At 68.2% G+C, this 18,190-nt stretch carries 15 protein-coding genes; 5 read left to right on the top strand and 10 right to left on the bottom strand.

Going from position 1 to position 18,190, the window contains the following annotated elements; genetic code table 11:
* The first annotated feature begins 10 nt into the window (after nt 1–10).
* Nucleotides 11–916, top strand: a complete 906-nt coding sequence (locus E1202_RS00685; RefSeq protein WP_328590930.1) for a M14 family zinc carboxypeptidase — start codon at nt 11–13, stop codon at nt 914–916.
* Nucleotides 917–1,084: 168 nt separating this feature from the next.
* On the opposite strand, the gene E1202_RS00690 is transcribed toward E1202_RS00685, so the two are convergent.
* Nucleotides 1,085–1,774 carry a DUF6319 family protein gene (locus E1202_RS00690; RefSeq protein ID WP_132680300.1) on the bottom strand — a complete coding sequence of 230 codons (690 nt, stop codon included), beginning with the start codon at nt 1,772–1,774 and terminating at the stop codon, nt 1,085–1,087.
* Between the two features lie 108 nt (nt 1,775–1,882).
* Nucleotides 1,883–3,370 carry a flavin-containing monooxygenase gene (locus E1202_RS00695; RefSeq protein ID WP_132680301.1) on the bottom strand — a complete coding sequence of 496 codons (1,488 nt, stop codon included), beginning with the start codon at nt 3,368–3,370 and terminating at the stop codon, nt 1,883–1,885.
* A gap of 82 nt (nt 3,371–3,452) precedes the next feature.
* Between E1202_RS00695 and E1202_RS00700 the strand changes: the two genes are divergently transcribed.
* The 3 genes from E1202_RS00700 (at nt 3,453) to E1202_RS00710 (ending at nt 5,475) form a co-directional block, all read left to right on the top strand.
* Nucleotides 3,453–4,058 (top strand): TetR/AcrR family transcriptional regulator, encoded by a 606-nt coding sequence (locus E1202_RS00700; RefSeq protein ID WP_235877493.1) that lies wholly within the window; start codon nt 3,453–3,455, stop codon nt 4,056–4,058.
* Between the two features lie 182 nt (nt 4,059–4,240).
* Nucleotides 4,241–5,020: a hypothetical protein gene (locus E1202_RS00705; RefSeq protein ID WP_132680302.1), complete on the top strand. Its 780-nt coding sequence runs from the start codon at nt 4,241–4,243 to the stop codon at nt 5,018–5,020.
* 206 nt (nt 5,021–5,226) lie between these two features.
* The gene (locus tag E1202_RS00710) at nt 5,227–5,475 is read left to right on the top strand and encodes a hypothetical protein (RefSeq protein ID WP_235877495.1); all 249 of its coding nucleotides are present in this window, start codon (nt 5,227–5,229) and stop codon (nt 5,473–5,475) included.
* A gap of 64 nt (nt 5,476–5,539) precedes the next feature.
* Here the strand turns inward: E1202_RS00710 and E1202_RS00715 are convergent, their stop codons facing one another.
* The 8 genes from E1202_RS00715 to E1202_RS00750 all read right to left on the bottom strand — a co-directional run bounded on the left by E1202_RS00715 (nt 5,540) and on the right by E1202_RS00750 (nt 17,233).
* Nucleotides 5,540–7,759, bottom strand: a complete 2,220-nt coding sequence (locus E1202_RS00715; RefSeq protein ID WP_132680303.1) for a 3-hydroxyacyl-CoA dehydrogenase NAD-binding domain-containing protein — start codon at nt 7,757–7,759, stop codon at nt 5,540–5,542.
* Between the two features lie 14 nt (nt 7,760–7,773).
* Nucleotides 7,774–8,988: an acetyl-CoA C-acetyltransferase gene (locus E1202_RS00720; RefSeq protein ID WP_132680304.1), complete on the bottom strand. Its 1,215-nt coding sequence runs from the start codon at nt 8,986–8,988 to the stop codon at nt 7,774–7,776.
* A gap of 233 nt (nt 8,989–9,221) precedes the next feature.
* Nucleotides 9,222–10,538 carry a (Fe-S)-binding protein gene (locus E1202_RS00725; RefSeq protein WP_132680305.1) on the bottom strand — a complete coding sequence of 439 codons (1,317 nt, stop codon included), beginning with the start codon at nt 10,536–10,538 and terminating at the stop codon, nt 9,222–9,224.
* Nucleotides 10,538–11,776, bottom strand: a complete 1,239-nt coding sequence (locus E1202_RS00730; protein ID WP_132680306.1) for an FAD-binding oxidoreductase — start codon at nt 11,774–11,776, stop codon at nt 10,538–10,540. Before E1202_RS00730 ends, E1202_RS00725 begins: the two co-directional genes overlap by 1 nt.
* Nucleotides 11,776–13,278 (bottom strand): FAD-linked oxidase C-terminal domain-containing protein, encoded by a 1,503-nt coding sequence (locus tag E1202_RS00735; protein WP_132680307.1) that lies wholly within the window; start codon nt 13,276–13,278, stop codon nt 11,776–11,778. Before E1202_RS00735 ends, E1202_RS00730 begins: the two co-directional genes overlap by 1 nt.
* Before the next feature lie 350 nt (nt 13,279–13,628).
* Complete coding sequence (locus tag E1202_RS00740) at nt 13,629–14,789, bottom strand: alkaline phosphatase family protein (protein WP_132680308.1); 1,161 nt, start codon at nt 14,787–14,789, stop codon at nt 13,629–13,631.
* Between the two features lie 61 nt (nt 14,790–14,850).
* Entirely contained in the window at nt 14,851–15,993 is a 1,143-nt protein-coding gene (locus tag E1202_RS00745) for an acyl-CoA dehydrogenase family protein (protein WP_132680309.1), read from the bottom strand.
* A gap of 109 nt (nt 15,994–16,102) precedes the next feature.
* Nucleotides 16,103–17,233: a CaiB/BaiF CoA transferase family protein gene (locus E1202_RS00750; protein ID WP_132680310.1), complete on the bottom strand. Its 1,131-nt coding sequence runs from the start codon at nt 17,231–17,233 to the stop codon at nt 16,103–16,105.
* Between the two features lie 128 nt (nt 17,234–17,361).
* Between E1202_RS00750 and E1202_RS00755 the strand changes: the two genes are divergently transcribed.
* Entirely contained in the window at nt 17,362–18,078 is a 717-nt protein-coding gene (locus tag E1202_RS00755; RefSeq protein WP_132680311.1) for a MerR family transcriptional regulator, read from the top strand.
* Nucleotides 18,079–18,190: the final 112 nt, after the last annotated feature.

Genomic DNA, 18,190 nt, shown 5'->3' on the forward strand with positions numbered 1-18,190 from the left:
CCTGCTCGACATGCTCGACTACCTGGGCACCTCGGACTCCAGCACCGCGCAGCAGATCCGCGACCAGCTGACGGTGGTCGCCATGCCGAAGATCAACCCGGATGCCGGTTCCCTAGACCGGCGCGGCAACGACATGACCTGGCAGGAAGTTCAGTCGCGCTTCCCCCAGCTGGCCGCGTCACCGCCGCCGTGGAACTACATCACCGATCAGCGGCAGGGCGACGACTACTCGCAACGTCCGGGATTCGACATCAACCGCGACTACCACCCGGATCTGGCGTACCAGCCGCAGCCGCAGGACTTCCCCGGCAGCAGCGACAAGCCCGGCTGGTTCATCAGCCCGGAGACTCAGACGGTCCGCGACGTCTACACGGGACTGCAAGGCGAGTTCGGTGCTGTTGACACCTACGTCGATCTTCATCACCAGGGAGCCTGCTACACGGTTCCCGGCACTGACAGGTTCGTGACCATGAGCCTGTCCGGGAAGTTCGTCGCGGACCCGAACGCTCCTGAAGGTGCCTCCTTCGCCGAGTTCGCCGACAGCTATCGCCCGGAGTACTCCAAGCAGCTCAACGTGGCGGCGTACAACGCGCTTCGAAGCGCGGCGGAGCGCAACCCCGACTTCGGCAACATCACGTTGTACCCGCAGGACATCAACCTGCCCGGCACGGGCCTGGGAGCCTTCCAGCTCAACGGCAGCGGTGCCGTGCTGTTCGAGGTGCGCGGTCAGACCCAGACGCTCGGCGAGCAGCATCGCGAAATGCTCACGCGAACCGTCTACATCGGCCTGGACGGGATCCTTTCGTCCATCGCCTCCGGCGAGGTGACCGAGCTCGACCCGGCCGCCTACGACCAGATTCCGCCGACCGACCGCGGCCAGCGGACCCTGCAGGGCACGACCGACATCGAGGGCTGATTCCCGTCACGGCTGGGCTGTCTCTGCCCTCCACCGACGTGACTGGACGGCCTCTGAGCTGGGAGAAGGAAGAAAGGTTCCCATGCTCCGCAGGTACTTCACGCGACCTTCGGGCGTGATGGGTTCAGGCGAGTGAGTCGTTGTCGTCCCCGCGGGGACGACAACGACTCACTCGTCGAGTTCTTCCAGTGCCGCCTCGGCGGCTTCGAGCTCGGCTCGGAGTTGCTCGACGCGGGCGCGGTGCTGTTCGCGTGCGGCTTCGATCAGCGGCTCGACGGCCGCGGCGACGTCGTCGTGCAGCAGTTTCGCCGCCTGGGCGACGGTGTTGGCCGGCACCTGGGTGGGTTTGACCAGTTTCCGCTTGGCGTTGGCGACTTCGACGCTCCACTGACCGTTCTGGTCGGCGGTGAGCGTCACGACGGCACCGCCGACGGGCTGCTTGACCTGCCGTGGTTTGCGTCGTGCCGCTGCGGTGTCGGCGGGCTTGGCCGTGGCTTGGGCGCTCGGCTTGGCGGCCGGAGCGGGCGCCGGTTTCGTTGCGGGCTTGGTCTCGGTCACCGGACTCGGTGTGCTCGCCGGGCTTTTCGCAGCGGGTTTGGCCGCGGGCTCCGGCGTCGGCTTCTTGCGAGGCGGTTTGACCTGGGTGACTTCTGCGGTGGAGAAGGAAAGGACGTCCTTCGAACCGGCCGGGCGGACCTGGATGAAGTCCCCTTCGGCCGGTTCGCCGAGCGCGATCACCTTGCCGGAGCGCCCTTCTTGGACTCCGACGGCAGAGCTGGTGAACCACACCGTCGGCGTGGTTCCAGCGCTGAGCTCCTCGCGGATTGTGCGCAGTTCATCGGACGACAGCGGTGACATCGCCGCCCCTAGCTAGGGTGCGCCCCTGATGGGGCTGCTCGACAGTGACGCGATCACTATATCGAACGCTCGTGCGAAGCTTCAACGGGGTTGGGCGAGCCGATCACCTCAGCGCGCGGTGACCTCGTAGTCGGACAGGTCCGCCTTCCTCGTGCGCATCCAGTACTTCCAGGTGAATCCCGGCCACAGCGTCCGGTTCACGCCGTTCTCGTCGAGGTACCAGCTCCGGCAGCCACCGACCGACCACACCCCGTCGCCCAGTTCGGACTGGAGCTCGCGGTTGAAGGCGTCCTGCACCGGCTGACGAACGTCGACCTGGCCGATCTCGCCCTTGTGGATCCGGCGGATGCAGTCGATCACGTAGTTCAGCTGCGACTCGATCATGAACACCACCGAGTTGTGGCCGAGGCCGGTGTTCGGGCCGAGGAGGAAGAACAGGTTGGGGAATCCGGAGACGGTGATGCCGAGGTAGGTCTCGGCTCCGTCGCGCCAGGTGTCCTGGAGCTTGCGGCCTTCTCGCCCCACGATGGCGAGGTGGTCGTAGGCGTCGGTGACGTGGAAGCCGGTGCCGTAGATGATCGCGTCGACCTCGTGCTCCTGGCCATCGCCGGTCACCACGGAGTTCTTGCGGACCTCGGTGACCCCGCTGGTGTCGACGTCGACGCTGGACCGGTTGAGCGCCGGGTAGTAGTCGCTGGAGAGCAGGATCCGCTTGCAGCCCATCGAGTAGTCCGGCGTGACGGCCTTGCGCAGCTTCGGATCCGAGATGGTCTTGCGGATGTAGCGCTTGGACAGCCATTCCGCGGCCTTGCCCAGGCGCTTGTTGAACACCGCGAAGAACCGGGCTTCCAGGACCCAGTACACCGCGACGCGCGCCGCTCGCTGCGCCAGCGGAACGCGGCGGAACAGCTTCTTGACCGACTCCGGGATCGCCCGGTCGGGCTTGGGCTGGATCCACGGGGGCGTGCGCTGGAACAGGTGCAGCTTCTGGGCCTGCTCGGCGACGCGGGGCACGAACTGGATCGCGCTCGCGCCCGTGCCGACGACCGCGACGCGCTTTCCTCGCAGGTCGTAGTCGTGGTTCCACTCCGCCGAGTGGAAGACCTCGCCTTCGAAGTCCTGCACTCCGGGCAGGTCCGGGTAGCTGGGGATGTGCAGGGCGCCGACGCCGGACACCAGGGCGCGGCCGACGTACTCGGTGCCGTCGCCGGTGGTGACCAGCCAGGTCTTGGCCTGCTCGTCGTACTCGGCGCCGGTGAACTCCACGCCGTGGTGCACGTGGTCGCGGACCTGGTACTTGTCCGCGCAGTGGCTCAGGTATTCGTTGATCTCGCCCTGCTCGGCGAACAACCGCGACCAGTTCGGGTTCTGCTCGAACGAGAACGAGTACATCAGCGAGGGCACGTCGCAGGCGCAGCCCGGGTAGGTGTTGTCCCGCCAGGTCCCGCCGAGGTCGGAGGACTTCTCCAGGACGATGAAGTCATCGATGCCGGCTTGCTTGAGCTTGATCGCCATGCCGAGACCGGAGAACCCGGTTCCGACGATGACGACCGAGGTTTCGTATCGACGCTGGCCAGGCGACTGCTCCTGCACCATCAAAGCCCCTCCTCGGACACCGGCACCGTATCTACTCCGCAGTAGGCTACTACGAGTAGGTTACCTGCGGTAGGGTTGATTCGTGACGAGGTCTACTGCACCGGCCAGCGGCCGCAAGCGGATGTCCCGGGCCGAGCGCGAGACGCAGATCCTGGAAGTCGCGGAGCGGGTCTTCGCCGACGCCGGTTACCAGGCGACCTCGATGGACGACATCGCCGGCCAGGTGGGCCTGTCCAAGCCGATGCTCTACGAGTACTTCGGCTCCAAGGAAGGACTGCTGCTGGCCTGCCTGCAGCGGTCCAAGGCCGAACTGCTCGAAGCCACCAGCCGCGCCGCCGCCGAGGCCACCAGCCCGGAGCAGAAGCTCTACGACTGCCAGCTGGCCTTCTTCCGCTTCAGCGACGACCACGCGCAGGCGTGGGCCCTGCTGCGCAACGAGTTCTCCATCCCCAGCGCCTCGGTCAACACCGAGTTGGAGGCCATCCGCGTCCAGCAGCGCTACTTCACCGCGGACCTGCTGCGGTCGGTGTGCGAAGACCTCGACCACGAGCAGGCGGAGGCCTACGCCGAGGCGATCATCGGAGCCAGCGAGCGGCTCGCCCTCTGGCGCGACCACCACCCGGAGGTCTCCGCGGAGAAGGCCACCGAGCACATGATCGCGCTGTTCGCTCCGGGCCTGGGCTTCTAGACCCCCGCCGGGTGCGGGACACAAAGCGGTGCATGGGAACCTTTCTCCCACTGCCGCACCTGGCCCACGCGCAGATCTTCACTCGTTCGGGCTGCATTCGCCGCTTTCGGCTCAAGATCCTCTACAACGTCTCCGATGTCGAGTCAGCCGTGCCAACACCTCCGACTCGAGGAGATCCAATCTTGCGCTCCTGGACCACGCGCACAGTCAAGGCGGCCGTCATGGCCGCGGGCCTCGCCACTGTCGGCACCGGTGCCGCGAACGCGGCGGGAACCACCGACATCGAAAAGCCCGATCTGACGTCCGTTCCGGACGAGATCACCGCCGGAATCCCGGCCAACGCCTGCAAGATGCAGGAAGGGCCTTCGTTCAGCCCCACCAAGGCGCCGTGCGCCGACACGCAGCTGGACGTGAGCTCGCCGAACGTCATCAAGAAGGTCGGCGTGGACATCACCAAGACCGGGCATGGCATCGCCGGTGAGCTGCAGGACGGTCGTCCGGTGCTCGCCCCCGGCAAGCCGAACCGCGTGCTCGGGCACGTCTTCGCCGAGACCACCCGCGTCTCGAAGATGACCAAGACCCGGCCGACCGTCGGCGGCTCGGTGACCCCGGGCCACCTCGGCGTGGTGTACGAGCACACGCCCGACGCGGCGCTGCTGGACACCGAGATCGGCCCGCGCAAGCCGAACCACCAGGGCTTCTCCGCGGTGGACACGGCTGTGGCGCTGACCGCCGCCCAGGGCTACGAGTCCGAGCCCATCAGCAACCCGGTGGCCCTGGTCGCGCCGACGCTGGAGAACAACCCGCTGCAGACCTCCGGTGAGCCGCTGACGCTCGCCAAGCCCAGCGACGTGCTTCCCGCGACGAAGAGCACGCCCGTCGTGTCCGAGGCCGACAAGGTCGTCAGCGGAGCCGCAGAAGCTCCGCTGCAGCGGATCAGCGGTGTCCTGCCGCTGAACTGAGCACCGCGATGCAGCCCGAAATCCACTGTGGAATGTCTGATTCAGGTCACTCCATCGAGGGTATTCGGCTGAAAACGCCCTTCTGAGTTCGACTTGGGCGCGCGCCATGTCGCAGACTCTGCCGCGCGACACAGGAGAAGCGCAGAAATTCCCTGTGCCGCAAGGGTTAACGCCCTGAAGAACAGTCATCCATAAGGAGAACCACAGTGCGTACCGCTGCACGTATCGCCGGCGTTGCCGGCGCCGCCACCGCCATGCTGGCCCTGGCCGGCCCGGCGTTCGCCGACAGCGCGGACAACGAGGGCGTCAACGGGGCGAACGACAACAACATCAGCGCCGTTCCGGTGCAGCTGTGCGGAGACAACGTCGCCGTCCTCGGCGCGGTTGTCCCGGTTCTGTCGCCGCAGACCGCACAGTGCGTCAACGCCCCGGTTGTGGACCACCCCGAGGGCTGAGCTCGCTGAGCGAACGACGAGGCGCCGGGCCCGAAAATGGGCTCCGGCGCCTCGCCATGTCAGCTCACTCGGCCGCAGTGGCCTTCACGATCTCCGCGTCCGGCTCGCCGTTGTCGAACGGTTCACCGTTGGCGGCGCGCTTGACCAGCGACTCCGGCGGCTGGAACCGGTCGCCGTAGCGCTCCGCGAGTTCGCGGGAGCGAGCGACGAAACCGGCCAGGCCACCCGGGTAACCGTTCATGTACTGCACGACGCCACCGGTCCACGGCGGGAAGCCGATGCCCATGATCGAGCCGATGTTGGCGTCCGGCACGGACGTCAGCACGCCCTCGTCGAGGCACTTCACCGTTTCCAGCGCCTCGACGAACATCATCCGCTCGGTCAGGTCGGTCAGGTCGACCGAGGCGGGGTCGGTGTCGGCGGACCCGAAGTGCTCCACCAGACCCGGCCACAGCCCTGTCCGCTTGCCGTCGGCGTAGTCGTAGAAACCGGCACCGCCGGAGCGACCGGGACGGTCGAACTCCTCCACCATGCGGTCGATGACCTGCTCGGCTGGGTGCGGAACCCACGTGCCGCCGGCAGCTTCCACGGCCGCCTTCGACTCGTCGCGGATCTTGCGCGGCAGGGTCAGGGTCAGCTCGTCGAACAGCTGCAGCACCGGAGCCGGGAACCCGGCCTGCGAGGAAGCCTGCTCGATGGAAGCCGGGCGGATCCCCTCGGCCAGCATCGCCACGCCCTCGTTGATGAAGGTGCCGATGACCCGGCTGGTGAAGAAGCCGCGACTGTCGTTGACCACGATCGGCGTCTTGTTGATCTGACGCACCACGTCGAACGCGCGGGCCAGCGCGCGATCGCTCGTCCGCTCGCCCGAGATGATCTCCACCAGCGGCATCTTGTCGACCGGCGAGAAGAAGTGCAGCCCGATGAAGTCCTCGCGCTTGCGGACCCCTTCCGCGAGGTCGGTGATCGGCAGCGTCGAGGTGTTCGAGCACAGCAGGGCGTCGTCGTCGATGACGTCCTGGATCTCGCCGAAGACCTGGTGCTTGAGCTTGAGGTTCTCGAAGACCGCCTCGACGACCAGGTCGCAGCCCGACAGCGGCTCGATCTGGTCGGTCGCGGTGATGCGGCCGAGCAGCTCGTCGGCCTTCTCCTGCGTGGAGCGGCCCCTGGCGACGGCCTTCTCCAGGATCTTCGCCGAGTAGTCCTTGCCCTTCTCGGCGTTCTCCAGCGACACGTCCTTGAGCACGACCTGCATGCCGGCCTTGGCGCAGACGTAGGCGATGCCAGCGCCCATCATGCCGCCGCCGAGCACCGCGACCTTCTTCGCGCGGAACTCCGGTTCACCGTCGGGACGGCTTCCCCCGGCGTTGATGTGCTGCAGGTCGAAGAAGAACGCCTTGCTCATGTTCTTCGCGGTCTGGCCGCAGACCAGCTCGACGAAGTAGCGGCCCTCGATGTCCAGGGCGGTGTCGAAGTCGACCTGGCTTCCCTCGACCGCCGCGGCCATGATGTTGCGCGGCGCGGGCATGGGGGCGCCCTTGAGCTGCTTGCGCAGGTTGGCCGGGAACGCCGGCAGGTTGGCGGCGAACTTCGGCGACGACGGGGTGCCGCCGGGGATCTTGTGACCGGGGGTGTCCCACGGCTGGGCGGCCTCCGGGTTGGCCTTGATCCACTCCTTGGCCTTGGCCAGCATCTCCTCGGGGGTGTCGACCAACTCGTGGATCAGCCCGGTCTTGAGGGCCTTGTCCGGTCGCAGCTGCTGCCCCTGCAGCAGAACGTTGAGCAACGCCTCGGCGATGCCCAGCAGCCGCACGCTGCGCACCACGCCGCCGGCGCCGGGCAGCAGTCCGAGGCTGACCTCGGGGAAACCGAAGCGGGCCTTGGGGTTGTTCAGCGCGACGCGGTGGTGGCAGGCCAGCGCGATCTCCAGACCGCCGCCGAGCGCGGTGCCGTTGAGCGCGGCGACCACGGGCTTGCCGAGCGTTTCCAGTCGGCGCAGCTGCTTTTTGACGTTGGCCGTGGTCGCGGAGACGGATTCGGCGTCGCCGGGACGGGCTTGGATGAGTTCACGCAGGTCGCCACCTGCGAAGAAGGTCTTCTTCGCGGAGGTGAGGACAACGCCGGTGATGTTGTCGCGCTCGGTTTCCAGGCGGTGCAGGATCGCTTCCATGCTGGCCTGGTAGCGCAGGTTCATGGTGTTGGCCTGCTGCTGGGGGTCATCCAGGGTCAGCACGACGATTCCGTCGGCGTCGGACTCCCAGCGGATGGTGTTCTGCTCGCTCATGTCTGATGTGTCCCTCAGCCGATCCGTTCGACGATGGTCGCGATCCCCATGCCGCCACCGATGCACAGCGTTGCCAGGCCGTATCGGAGGTTGCGGCGTTCGAGTTCGTCGATGACGGTGCCGAGGATCATCGCCCCGGTGGCACCCAGCGGGTGGCCCATGGCGATGGCACCGCCGTTGACGTTGACCTTGTCGTGGTCAACGCCGAACTCCTTCATGAACTTCAGCGGAACTGCGGCGAAGGCCTCGTTGATCTCGACCAGATCGATCTGCTCGATGCTCATGTCAGCCTTGGCCAGCGCCTTGCGCACGGCCGGTCCGGGGCCGGTGAGCATGATCGTCGGGTCGGCGCCCGAGAGCGCCGCGGAGACGATGCGGGCGCGCGGCTTGAGGCCGGTCCGTTCTCCGAGGCCCGCGCTGCCGATCAGCGCCAGAGCGGCGCCGTCGACGATGCCGGAGGAGTTGCCGGCGGTGTGCACGTGGTCGATGTTCTCGACCCAGTGGTACTTCTGCAGGGCGACGGCGTCGAATCCGCCCATCTCCCCGATGTCGGCGAACGAGGGCTTGAGACCGCCCAGGGAGTCGGCCGTGGTGCCGGGGCGGATGTGCTCGTCGCGGTCGAGGACGGTCAGGCCGTTGCGGTCCTTGACCGGGATCACGGAGTTGCCGAAGCGGCCGTCGGCCCACGCCTTGGCGGCGCGGTCCTGCGACTCGGCCGCGTAGGCGTCGACCGTGCCGCGGTCGAAGCCTTCGATGGTGGCGATGAGGTCGGCGCCGATGCCCTGCGGCACGAACGACGTGGCGTAGTTGGTTTCGGGGTCCATCGCCCAGGCTCCGCCGTCGGAGCCCAGCGAGACGCGCGACATGGACTCGACACCGCCGGCGAGGACCGCGTCCTCCCAGCCGGATCGGACCTTCTGCGCTGCGATGTTGACGGCTTCCAGACCCGAAGCGCAGAAGCGGTTCAGCTGGACGCCGGCGACGGTTTCGGGAAGACCGGCGGCGAGCGCGGCGGTCTTGGCGATGTCGCTGCCCTGATCTCCGACGGGCGAGACCACGCCGAGCACGACGTCATCGATCAGCGCGGGATCGAGCTGCGGATGACGGCGCTGCAGCTCCTCGATCAGGCTCACGGCGAGGGTGATCGGCTTCACCCCGTGCAGCGAACCGTTTTTCTTTCCACGACCCCGCGGTGTGCGGATCGCGTCGTAGACGAACGCCTCGGACATGTGTGGCGTGCCTCCTCATTGCGGCAGGTGCTCCACCCAGAGTGTGACACCAATGCTGTCACAGTCAATGACCATCGCGCTGTCGGCCGGATGGAGCAGCACGGTGTTCCGAGCATGGGAACCTTCCGTTCACCATCCACCCCCGAACCGGCCCGGGTTCCGCGATGAAGGTTCCCCTGCTCTCAACGACGAAGCGGGGCCGTCGCAACGACGACCCCGCTCATCGGCACACCTCATCGCAGCAGTGAGCCCGCCCCTGCGCCGCGGAGCGAGGCGTCCAGCACCTGCACCGTGTGCGCCATCGACATGCTCTCCCCGCGCCGCTCCAAGGCGGTGCGGATCTGCATCGAGCAGCCGGGGTTGGCCGTCACCAGCAACTCCGCGCCGGTGTCGAGCACGTTCGCGGCCTTGCGGTCACCGAGCTCACGGGCGGGTTCGGGCTGCAGCAGGTTGTAGACGCCGGCCGAACCGCAGCACAGCTCGGCCCGGTTGATCTCGCTGAGCTGCAGCTCGGGGATGGCGCGCAGCAGTTCGCGCGGTTGCGACCGGACGCCCTGTCCGTGCGCGAGGTGGCACGCGTCGTGGTAGGCGATCTTCACCGGCAGCGGGTGGCGCTCGGCCACCGGACCGAGCTCCACCAGCAGTTCGGCGATGTCGCGGACCTTCGACGAGAACCGCTCGGCCTTCTCCCGGTACACCGGGTCGTCCTGGAGCAGTCGCGGGTACTCCTTGAGCGTCGACCCGCACCCGGCGGAATTGATGACCACGTGGTCCACGCCGGACGCTTCGAAGGTGTCCAGCAGGTCACGGGCGAAACCGACCGCTTCCTCCTCGCGCCCCGAGTGCTCGCTGAGCGCACCGCAACAACCCTGCGAGGGCGGAACGACCACGTCGCAGCCCTCGGCTGAGAGGATTCGGGCAGTGGCCGCGTTGACGTCGGGGAAGAACGCCGACTGGACGCACCCGGTGATCATGCCGACGGTCGCGCGCCGCTGTCCCCTGGCCGGGATCCGCTGCGGGAGCTTCTCGGCGCGGCTGATGGGCGGGGCGAGGGATTCCATGACCTGGAGCTCTGCGGGGAGCTTGTCCATCAGCCCGGTGCGCTTGAGAAGCCGCCCCAGCCGGGACCGCTGGTAGAGGGCGAGCGGGCCGCGCATCGCGCGGAGCCGCTTCGGGTAGGGGAACAGCGTGAAGATGGCTGTGCGCAGCAGTTTCTCGAAGCGGCTGCGCTCGTGGTGGCGTTCGACCTGAGCACGGGTCTCGGTGATCAGCGTGCCGTACTGCACGCCGGATGGGCAGGCGGTCACGCAGGCCATGCAGCCCAGGCAGGCGTCGAAGTGCTCGACCACGTTGTCGGTGAGCGGTTCGCCTTCGAGTCCTTCCTTCATCAGGTAGATGCGCCCGCGAGGGGAGTCCATCTCCTCGCCCCACAGGTCGTAGGTGGGACAGCTGGGCAGGCAGAAGCCGCAGTGAACGCAGTCGTCGATGAGTTCGCGCTGCGGCGGGTGGAAAGCGTCGAAGGCACCGGGGCGGGCCGGGGTCTCGGTCATCAGATTCCTCCCACGAACCGGCCGGGGGCGAGCCGGTGTTGCGGATCGAACTGGTCCTTGGTTCGGCGCATCAGCGTGAGCGGTCCGGCGGCGATGGGACCCCACGGGTCCACGACCTCCAGGACCTCGCGCGGAGCGCGTTCGAGCACCGCGTAGTCGGCGCGGTCTCGCAGGTGCGCGGTCAGCCGGGCGATCGCCGCCGGGTCCACTCCGGCCGGCAGGCCCACGTGCAGCACGCCGAGCCCGATCGCGCCGCGCACGGAAATCGGCAGGTCGCCGAAGCTCTCCTGGAGGGCGGTCAGCAGGGCGCGCATGGCGGCGGGTTCGGCGCCGACGCGCAGTCCGGTGCCGTTGGCGTCGAAGGGATGCCGTCCCCACCACTGCGGCGGCTGGTCGACGACCTCACCGCCGACCGCGGCCGCCAGTTCCAGCGCGCGATCGTGCGTGGCAGAAGGGCGTCCTTCCAACTGCGCGCAGACCGTGAGCGCACCACCGGCTGACCGGTCGATCTCGATGGCGGTGGGCATGGCCTGCGAGTGGCGGATGGTGTCGGCGGCTTCGGCGGCCGCCGCGGGATCGCCGGCGGAGATGGTGATCCACCGGTGTTCGGCTGCCACGGGGTGCAGCCGGAACACGGCTTCGGTGATCACGCCGAGAGTTCCGAACGAGCCGGTGTAGAGCTTGCAGAGGTCGTAGCCGGCGACGTTCTTGACGACCTTCCCGCCGGCGGTGGTGACGGTGCCGTCGGCGAGCACCACGGTGATGCCGATGAGCAGGTCGCGGACGCCGCCGAAGAGGTGCCTGCACGGCCCGGAGGTGGCGGTGGCGATGACCCCGCCGACCGTGGCGGTGGCGAGGGGCTGGTCGATGGCGAGCTGTTGACCGCCTCGGCGCACGACGCGGTTGATGTCGGCGATCGGTGTGCCCGCCAGCGCGTGCACGACGAGGTCGCCTGCGGCGTGTTCAACGATCTCGTTGGCCGGCGAGACGTCCAGCAGCAGGTCGACGTCACGGGGCGGGGCGCCCCAGTCGAGCTTGCTGCCCGAGCCCTTGGGCACGACGCGCAGTTGGTGTTCGGCGGCGACCTTCATCGCCGCTGCTGCTTGTTCGGTTCCCTTCACCTCGGCCACCAGCTGGTGACCGATTCCCTTGGCGTCGTCCGCGGCCGGGCGCACGGTGCCGGCGCCGAGCGCGGCGGCCAGTGCGTCGTGAGCGGCATCGGTGGTCTTCGTGCGCATCAGAACTGCTCCGCCAATCCCGCTTCGGTCAGGGGGTGCACGCCTTTTCGCCGTCCTGGCACTTCCCCGCAGAGCCTCGGTGTGGGGAAGACCTTGCCCGGGTTGCAGATGCCGACGGGGTCGAACGCGCAGCGGACTCGCTGCATGGTGTCGAGGTCGTCGGCGGTGAACATGCGGCCCATGTACTTGACCTTGTCCGCACCGACTCCGTGTTCGCCGGTGATGGATCCTCCGTGCTCGATGCACAGGTCGAGGATCGCGCCGGAGACGGCTTCGGCGCGTTCACCCGCACCGGGTTCGGCGTCGTCGAACAGCACCAGTGGGTGGAGGTTGCCGTCACCGGCGTGGAAGACGTTGGCCACGCGCACGCCGGATTCGCTGGACAGGCGCGAGATGCGTCCCAGCACCTCGGGCAGCGCGGTGCGCGGGATGACGCCGTCCTGAACGATGTAGTCGGGGCTGATGCGGCCGACGGCGGCGAAGGCCGATTTGCGGCCCTTCCAGATCATCGCCCGCTCCGCGTCGTCGGCGGCGACCCGGATCTCGAAGGCGCCGTGCGCGCGGCAATGCCGTTCGACCTCGGCGAAGGTGTGCTCGACCTCGGCTGCCGGCCCGTCGAGCTCGACGACGAGCACGGCACCGGCCCCGCCGGGGTATCCGCACTGCACGGCTTGTTCCGCGGCCTCGATGGCCAGGGCGTCCATCATCTCGATGGCGGCCGGGGTCACGCCGTCGGCGATGATCGCCGACACCGCCGCGCCCGCCTCGTCGGTGGAGGGGAACCCGGCGAGCAGCGTCTGCACCACTTCCGGTTTGCGCAGGAGTCGCACGGTGATCTTGGTGACGATGCCGAGGGTCCCCTCGCTGCCGACGAAGGCCCCCATGAGGTCGTACCCGGGGACGTCGCGCGCATCGGAGCCGAGTTCGACGAGTTCGCCGTCAGGGGTGACGACTTCGATGCCGAGGATGTGGTTGACGGTGAAGCCGTACTTCAGGCAGTGCGCGCCGCCGGAGTTCTCGGCCACGTTGCCGCCGACCGAGCAGACCTGCTGGCTCGAGGGGTCGGGGGCGAAGTAGTAGCCCTGCGGCGCAGTGGCCTTGGTGACGTCGAGGTTGATGACGCCGGGCTCGACGACGGCCCGCTCGTTGGCGATGTCGATCTCCACGATGCGGCGCATCTTGGAGGTGACCACCAGAACTCCGGAGGAGTGCGGGAGCGCGCCACCCGACAGGCCTGTTCCAGAACCTCGTGCGACGAAGGGGATCTCGTGCGCGGCGCAGGTTCGCACGATGTCCCGGACCTGCTCGGCGGTCTCGGGGAGCACGACCACCGCCGGCACGACTCGGTGGCTGGCGAGTCCGTCGCATTCGTAGGTCCGCAGTCGCTGCGGGTCGGTGATGACCGCTGCGTCCGGCAGCACCGCGCGGAATTCCCGTATCGCGGTGTCCAGCGCGGCTGGGCTTCCCGCCGCTTGCTCGGTTTCGACACTGGCCGACTGCATCGTTCAGCCTCCCGGGAAACTTCCGCCTAGCAGAAAAACGGTTCCGTGAAAGGAAATCCTAGGTTGCTCACAACATAGATACAAGAGGTGGACAAGGCGGGTTCCTGTCTCCTCGAGTGTGCACGAATATGCACGTCAAAGACGATCTCCGCAGGTCGAGGCCGAGATGGAGCGGTGAGCGAAAGGTTCCCCCGCACCACCCGAGAGCCCCCGTGCCCAGCCCGTACCTGCGATGAGCGGAAGGTTCCCTCCCTCTGACCAGGACCGGCCCGAGGGACCGCTCGGCGGTCAACGGCTGGTTCGGGAGCGGAACCGGCGGACGAGCGATGCTGCTCGCCGGCCGTGGGCGCTCAGCCTCCCGTCACCAGCATGGGCACCAGTTGTTCCGCGGCGGTCAGGGAACCGTGGTGGCCCCGCAGCTTCGACTCGCCGGGCTCGACCACCGAGCGGATCACCCCGGTGGTGTTCAGGATCGCCAGCACGTCACCGATGCGCGGGCTCACCGCCGCCGATACAGGACCGAAGTAGCCCTCGTCGATGGCCTGCTCCCCGGTGATCACCGCGCCGCGCTCGCCGATCGTCTCCCGCCACGCGGCCAGCACGTCGTCCCGCGCGCCGGGGTGGGCGTAGACGTGGCGCACGCGCACCTCGCCGCCGAGCAAGCGGACGCCGTCCAGCAGCGCGGGGTTGCTGTCGGCGTCGATCGCCGCCGCCGGGTCCAGTTCGACCATCCCGTGATCGGCCACGACGCCGAGCACCACGCCCGGCGGTAGTTGTTCGGCGACCATCTGCACGAACGCGTCGATCTGCCTCAGCTGCATCCGCCACTGGATCGACCCGGGTCCGTGGATGTGTCCGAGCAGGTCAACGCCGCCGTGGTAGCCGTAGCAGAGGGTGGGACCGGGACTGTCGGCCGCGTCGAGGAGCTCGGCGGCGAGATCTCCGAACTCGCGCACACCGCGGAACCGCCCGCCGCGCAACGAGGCCCTGGTCAATCCAGAGCCCTCGAAGTGCGGGGGCACCGCGGTGCGGACGTCGACACCGGCGGCCACGGCTCGTTCCAGCACGGTCGTGTTGGGCTGCACCTGCTCCGGGGGCCACGCGTCCATCAGGCTGGCCCGCTCGCCCTCGGGGCCCATGGGGGTGCTGCGCGCGGTCCAGCTCAGTGGGTGCAGCAGGCCACCGCCGGGTTCCGCGAAGGTGTAGCCGACGAGTCCGTGCTCGCCGGCGCACCGGCCGGTGGCCAGCGAGGTGATGCTGGTGACGGTGGTGGTGGGGAACCCCGCTGTCAGCGGCGGCGAGTGCTGCAGGCTCGCCAGGAACGGCGCATCGGATTCGTGCGCTCGCAGCAGCTCGTGGCCGAGCCCGTCGATCAGCAGCACCAGGGCGTTGCGGCACGGCGGGATGCCGATGGTGTCGGTGTAGCGGTCGACACCCATCGCGGCCAGCATCGACGGCAGGACGTCGCGCAGCGCGCGACCATCGGGGTCGGGGGCGACGATCCAGTCCACGGCTCGTCTCCTTCACAGCGGGATGCGGGAACCGGCGGGGCGCCGGTTCCCGACGACGCCGTCAGAATCCCATGGATCGGCCGATGATCTCCTTCATGATCTCGGTCGTGCCGCCGTAGATGGTCTGGACCCGGGCGTCCAGGTAGGCCTTGGCGACCGGGTACTCGGTCATGTAGCCGAAGCCGCCGTGCAGCTGCAGGCAGCGGTCGATGACCCGCTTGTTCAGTTCGCTGAGCCACCACTTGGCCATGGCGGCGTTCTCGATGCTGAGCTCACCGCGCACGTGCTCCTGCACGCAGCGGTCCGCGAAGACTTGCCCGATCTGGACCTCGGTGGCCATCTCGGCGAGTTCGAAGCGGGTGTTCTGGAACTTGCCGATCGGGCGGCCGAAGGCGGTGCGATCACGGCAGTAGTCCTTGGTGATCTCCAGGATCTTGGCAGCCGAGGCGATCGAGGCCACGCCGATCGACAGCCGTTCCTGCGGCAGGTTCTGCATCAGGTAGATGAAGCCCTGGCCTTCTTCGCCGAGGAGGTTGCGGGCGGGCACGCGCACGTCGTTGAAGAACAGCTCGGCGGTGTCCTGGGCCTTCTGACCGATCTTGTCGAGGTTGCGGCCGCGCTCGAAGCCGGGCATGTCGCGCTCGACCACGAGCAGGCTGATCCCCTGGTGTCCCGCGTCCGGGTCGGTGCGGGCCACCACGATCACCAGGTCGGCCATGATGCCGTTGCTGATGAAGGTCTTCTGCCCGTTGATCACGTAGTCGTCGCCGTCGCGGACCGCGGTGGTGCGGATGCCCTGAAGGTCGCTGCCGGCGCCGGGCTCGGTCATGGCGATGGCGGAGATGAGCTCGCCGGAGCAGAACCCGGGCAGCCAGCGCTGCTTCTGCTCGTCGTTGGCCAGCTTCATCAGGTAGGGCGCGATGATGTCGTTGTGCAGCGGTGATCCGAACCCGGAGACACCGGCGGCGACGAGTTCCTCGTCGAAGACGACGTTGAACCGGAAGTCGTCGACACCGCCGCCCCCGTACTCGTCGTCGACGGCGAAACCGAGCAGGCCCTGCTCACCGGCGGCTCGCCAGGATTCCCGGCTGACCTGCCCTGCGGCCTCCCACTCCTCGATGTGCGGGACGAGTTCCTTGTTGATGAAGGTCCGAGCCGTTTCGCGGAACGCCTCGTGCTCGGGCTCGAACAACTCCCTGCGCATCTTCACGCTTCCTTCCGGTTGGTGGCGGGTGGCGCGAGGAAGGGAACCTTCCTGCCATCCCGCGAAGCCGCTGTGTGGGAACGAATCTGTCGGTCGGCCGCGCCGCGGATCATCGCGGAGCGGAGTGCATGGCCCCCGAGTCGAGCAGGTCTTGGGGAAGTCCCCAGTCGCGCAGCACCTCTTCGGTGTGGGCGCCGGGGGCGGCGATGGCGCCGGGCGCGGGGTTCGGGGTGCGGCTGAACCGGGGTGCGGGTGCCGGCTGCACGCGTCCGTCGCGGCGCACCAGGGTTTCGCGGGCGGCCATGTGCGGGTGCTGTTCCGCTTCGGCCATGGACAGCACCGGTGCGACGCAGGCGTCGGAGCCGTCGAAGACCTCGGTCCACTCCTGGCGCGTGCGCTGCTTGAACGTCTCGGCGAAGGTCTCCCGCAGTTGCGGCCACGTGGTGGTGTCGTCGCGGTCTGGGACCTTTCCTGTCAGTTCGAGCTTGTCCAGCAGTTCGGCGTAGAACTTGGGTTCCAGCGCGCCGACGGACATGTATCCGCCGTCGGAGGTTTCGTAGACGTCGTAGTAGGGCGCCCCGGTGTCGAGCAGGTTCGTGCCGCGTTCGGTGCTCCACCCGCCGGTTCCGAAGAAGCCCCACAGCATGGTTCCCAGATGGGCGGTTCCGTCGACGATCGCGGCGTCGACGACTTGGCCGCGTCCGCTCACGCGGGCTTCCAGCAGTGCGGCGAGCACGCCGACCGCCAGGTACATGGCGCCGCCGCCGAAGTCGCCCAGCAGGTTCGCCGGCACCTGCGGCGGGCCGTCCTTGCGACCGATGAGGTGCAGCATTCCGGTGAGCGAGACGTAGCCGACGTCGTGGCCGGAGGTGTGGGCGAGCGGTCCGTCCTGTCCCCACCCGGTCATGCGTCCGTAGACCAGTCGGGGGTTGAGCTCCCAGCACTGGTCGGGGCCGACGCCGAGCCGTTCGGTGACGCCCGGTCGCAGACCTTCCAGCAGCACGTCGGCCTCTTGGGCGAGCGCGAGGACCGCTTGCGGGCCCTGTTCGTGCTTGAGGTCGACCTGCACCGACCGCTTGCCCCGGTTGAGCAGGTCGTCGGCACCGCCGGCGCCGGGTCGGTCGACGCGGACGACGTCCGCGCCGAGGTCGGCCAGCAGCATCGCGCAGAAGGGTGCCGGGCCGAGGCCGGCGAGCTCGACGACTTTCACTCCGGCCAAGGGGCCGCCCGTTGCGGTCACGACAGAATCCTCTCCACGACGCGCCAAGCCCGAGCCTCGGACAACGCTGTGTCACGCGACACGCGAATCATGACGCAATCAGTGTTACATCGTTGGTGTAACAGCGGTCAAGGAGTAACGTGACCGGCATGCTCCGAACTGCGGACGAAGAGCTCACCATCGACGAACTGGCCGCCCGTGCCGGAGTGACCGTGCGAACGGTCCGGTTCTACTCGTCGCGCGGCCTGCTGCCGGCTCCCCGCCTGCGCGGCCGTCTCGGACTCTACGGCGCTGAACACCTCGCGCGACTGGATCTGATCCGCGAGCTGCAGACCCTCGGTTTCACCCTGTCCGCGATCGAGCGACACCTGCAGCGCATCCCCGAGGGCTCCTCGCCGGATGAACTCGCCCTGCAGCGCGCGCTGATCGCGCCGTGGACCGACGAGCACGCCGAAGACCTCGACCGCCACGAGCTGGACCGCCGCGCAGGCCGTCACCTCGACGATGACCTGGTCGCGCACCTGGTGGAACTGGGGATCCTTCAACCCATCGACGATTCCGACGAGCTGCGGTTGCCCAGCCCGGCGATGCTGGGAGTGGGCCTGCAGATCCTCGACCTGGCGCTGCCGTTGGAGATGCTGGTGCAGGCCAAGGGGATCGTCGAGCGGCACACCGCGCAGATCGCCACCGAGCTGCGGGAGCTGTTCGCGGAGAACGTGCTGCGGCCGTACATGGAGCACGGACGCCCGGAAGACGAGCGCGAGCGGGTGCGCGAGGTGACCGACCAGCTCCGGCCCTTGACCATTCAGGTGCTGGTCAACGGGTTTCAGCGCGCCGTCAACGACGTCATCCGCGACCACGTCTGATTCCTCCTGGTTCATCCGGAAAATCAGCGAAGTGAACCGGTTCGTCGGAACGTGATTCCAGCTTTCGGCGCTGGTTTCGACCGGGCCTGATCAGGTTTCATCGCCTCAAAGC

The sequence above is a fragment of the Saccharopolyspora karakumensis genome, assembly GCF_004349225.1.
Lineage (GTDB): Bacteria > Actinomycetota > Actinomycetes > Mycobacteriales > Pseudonocardiaceae > Saccharopolyspora > Saccharopolyspora endophytica.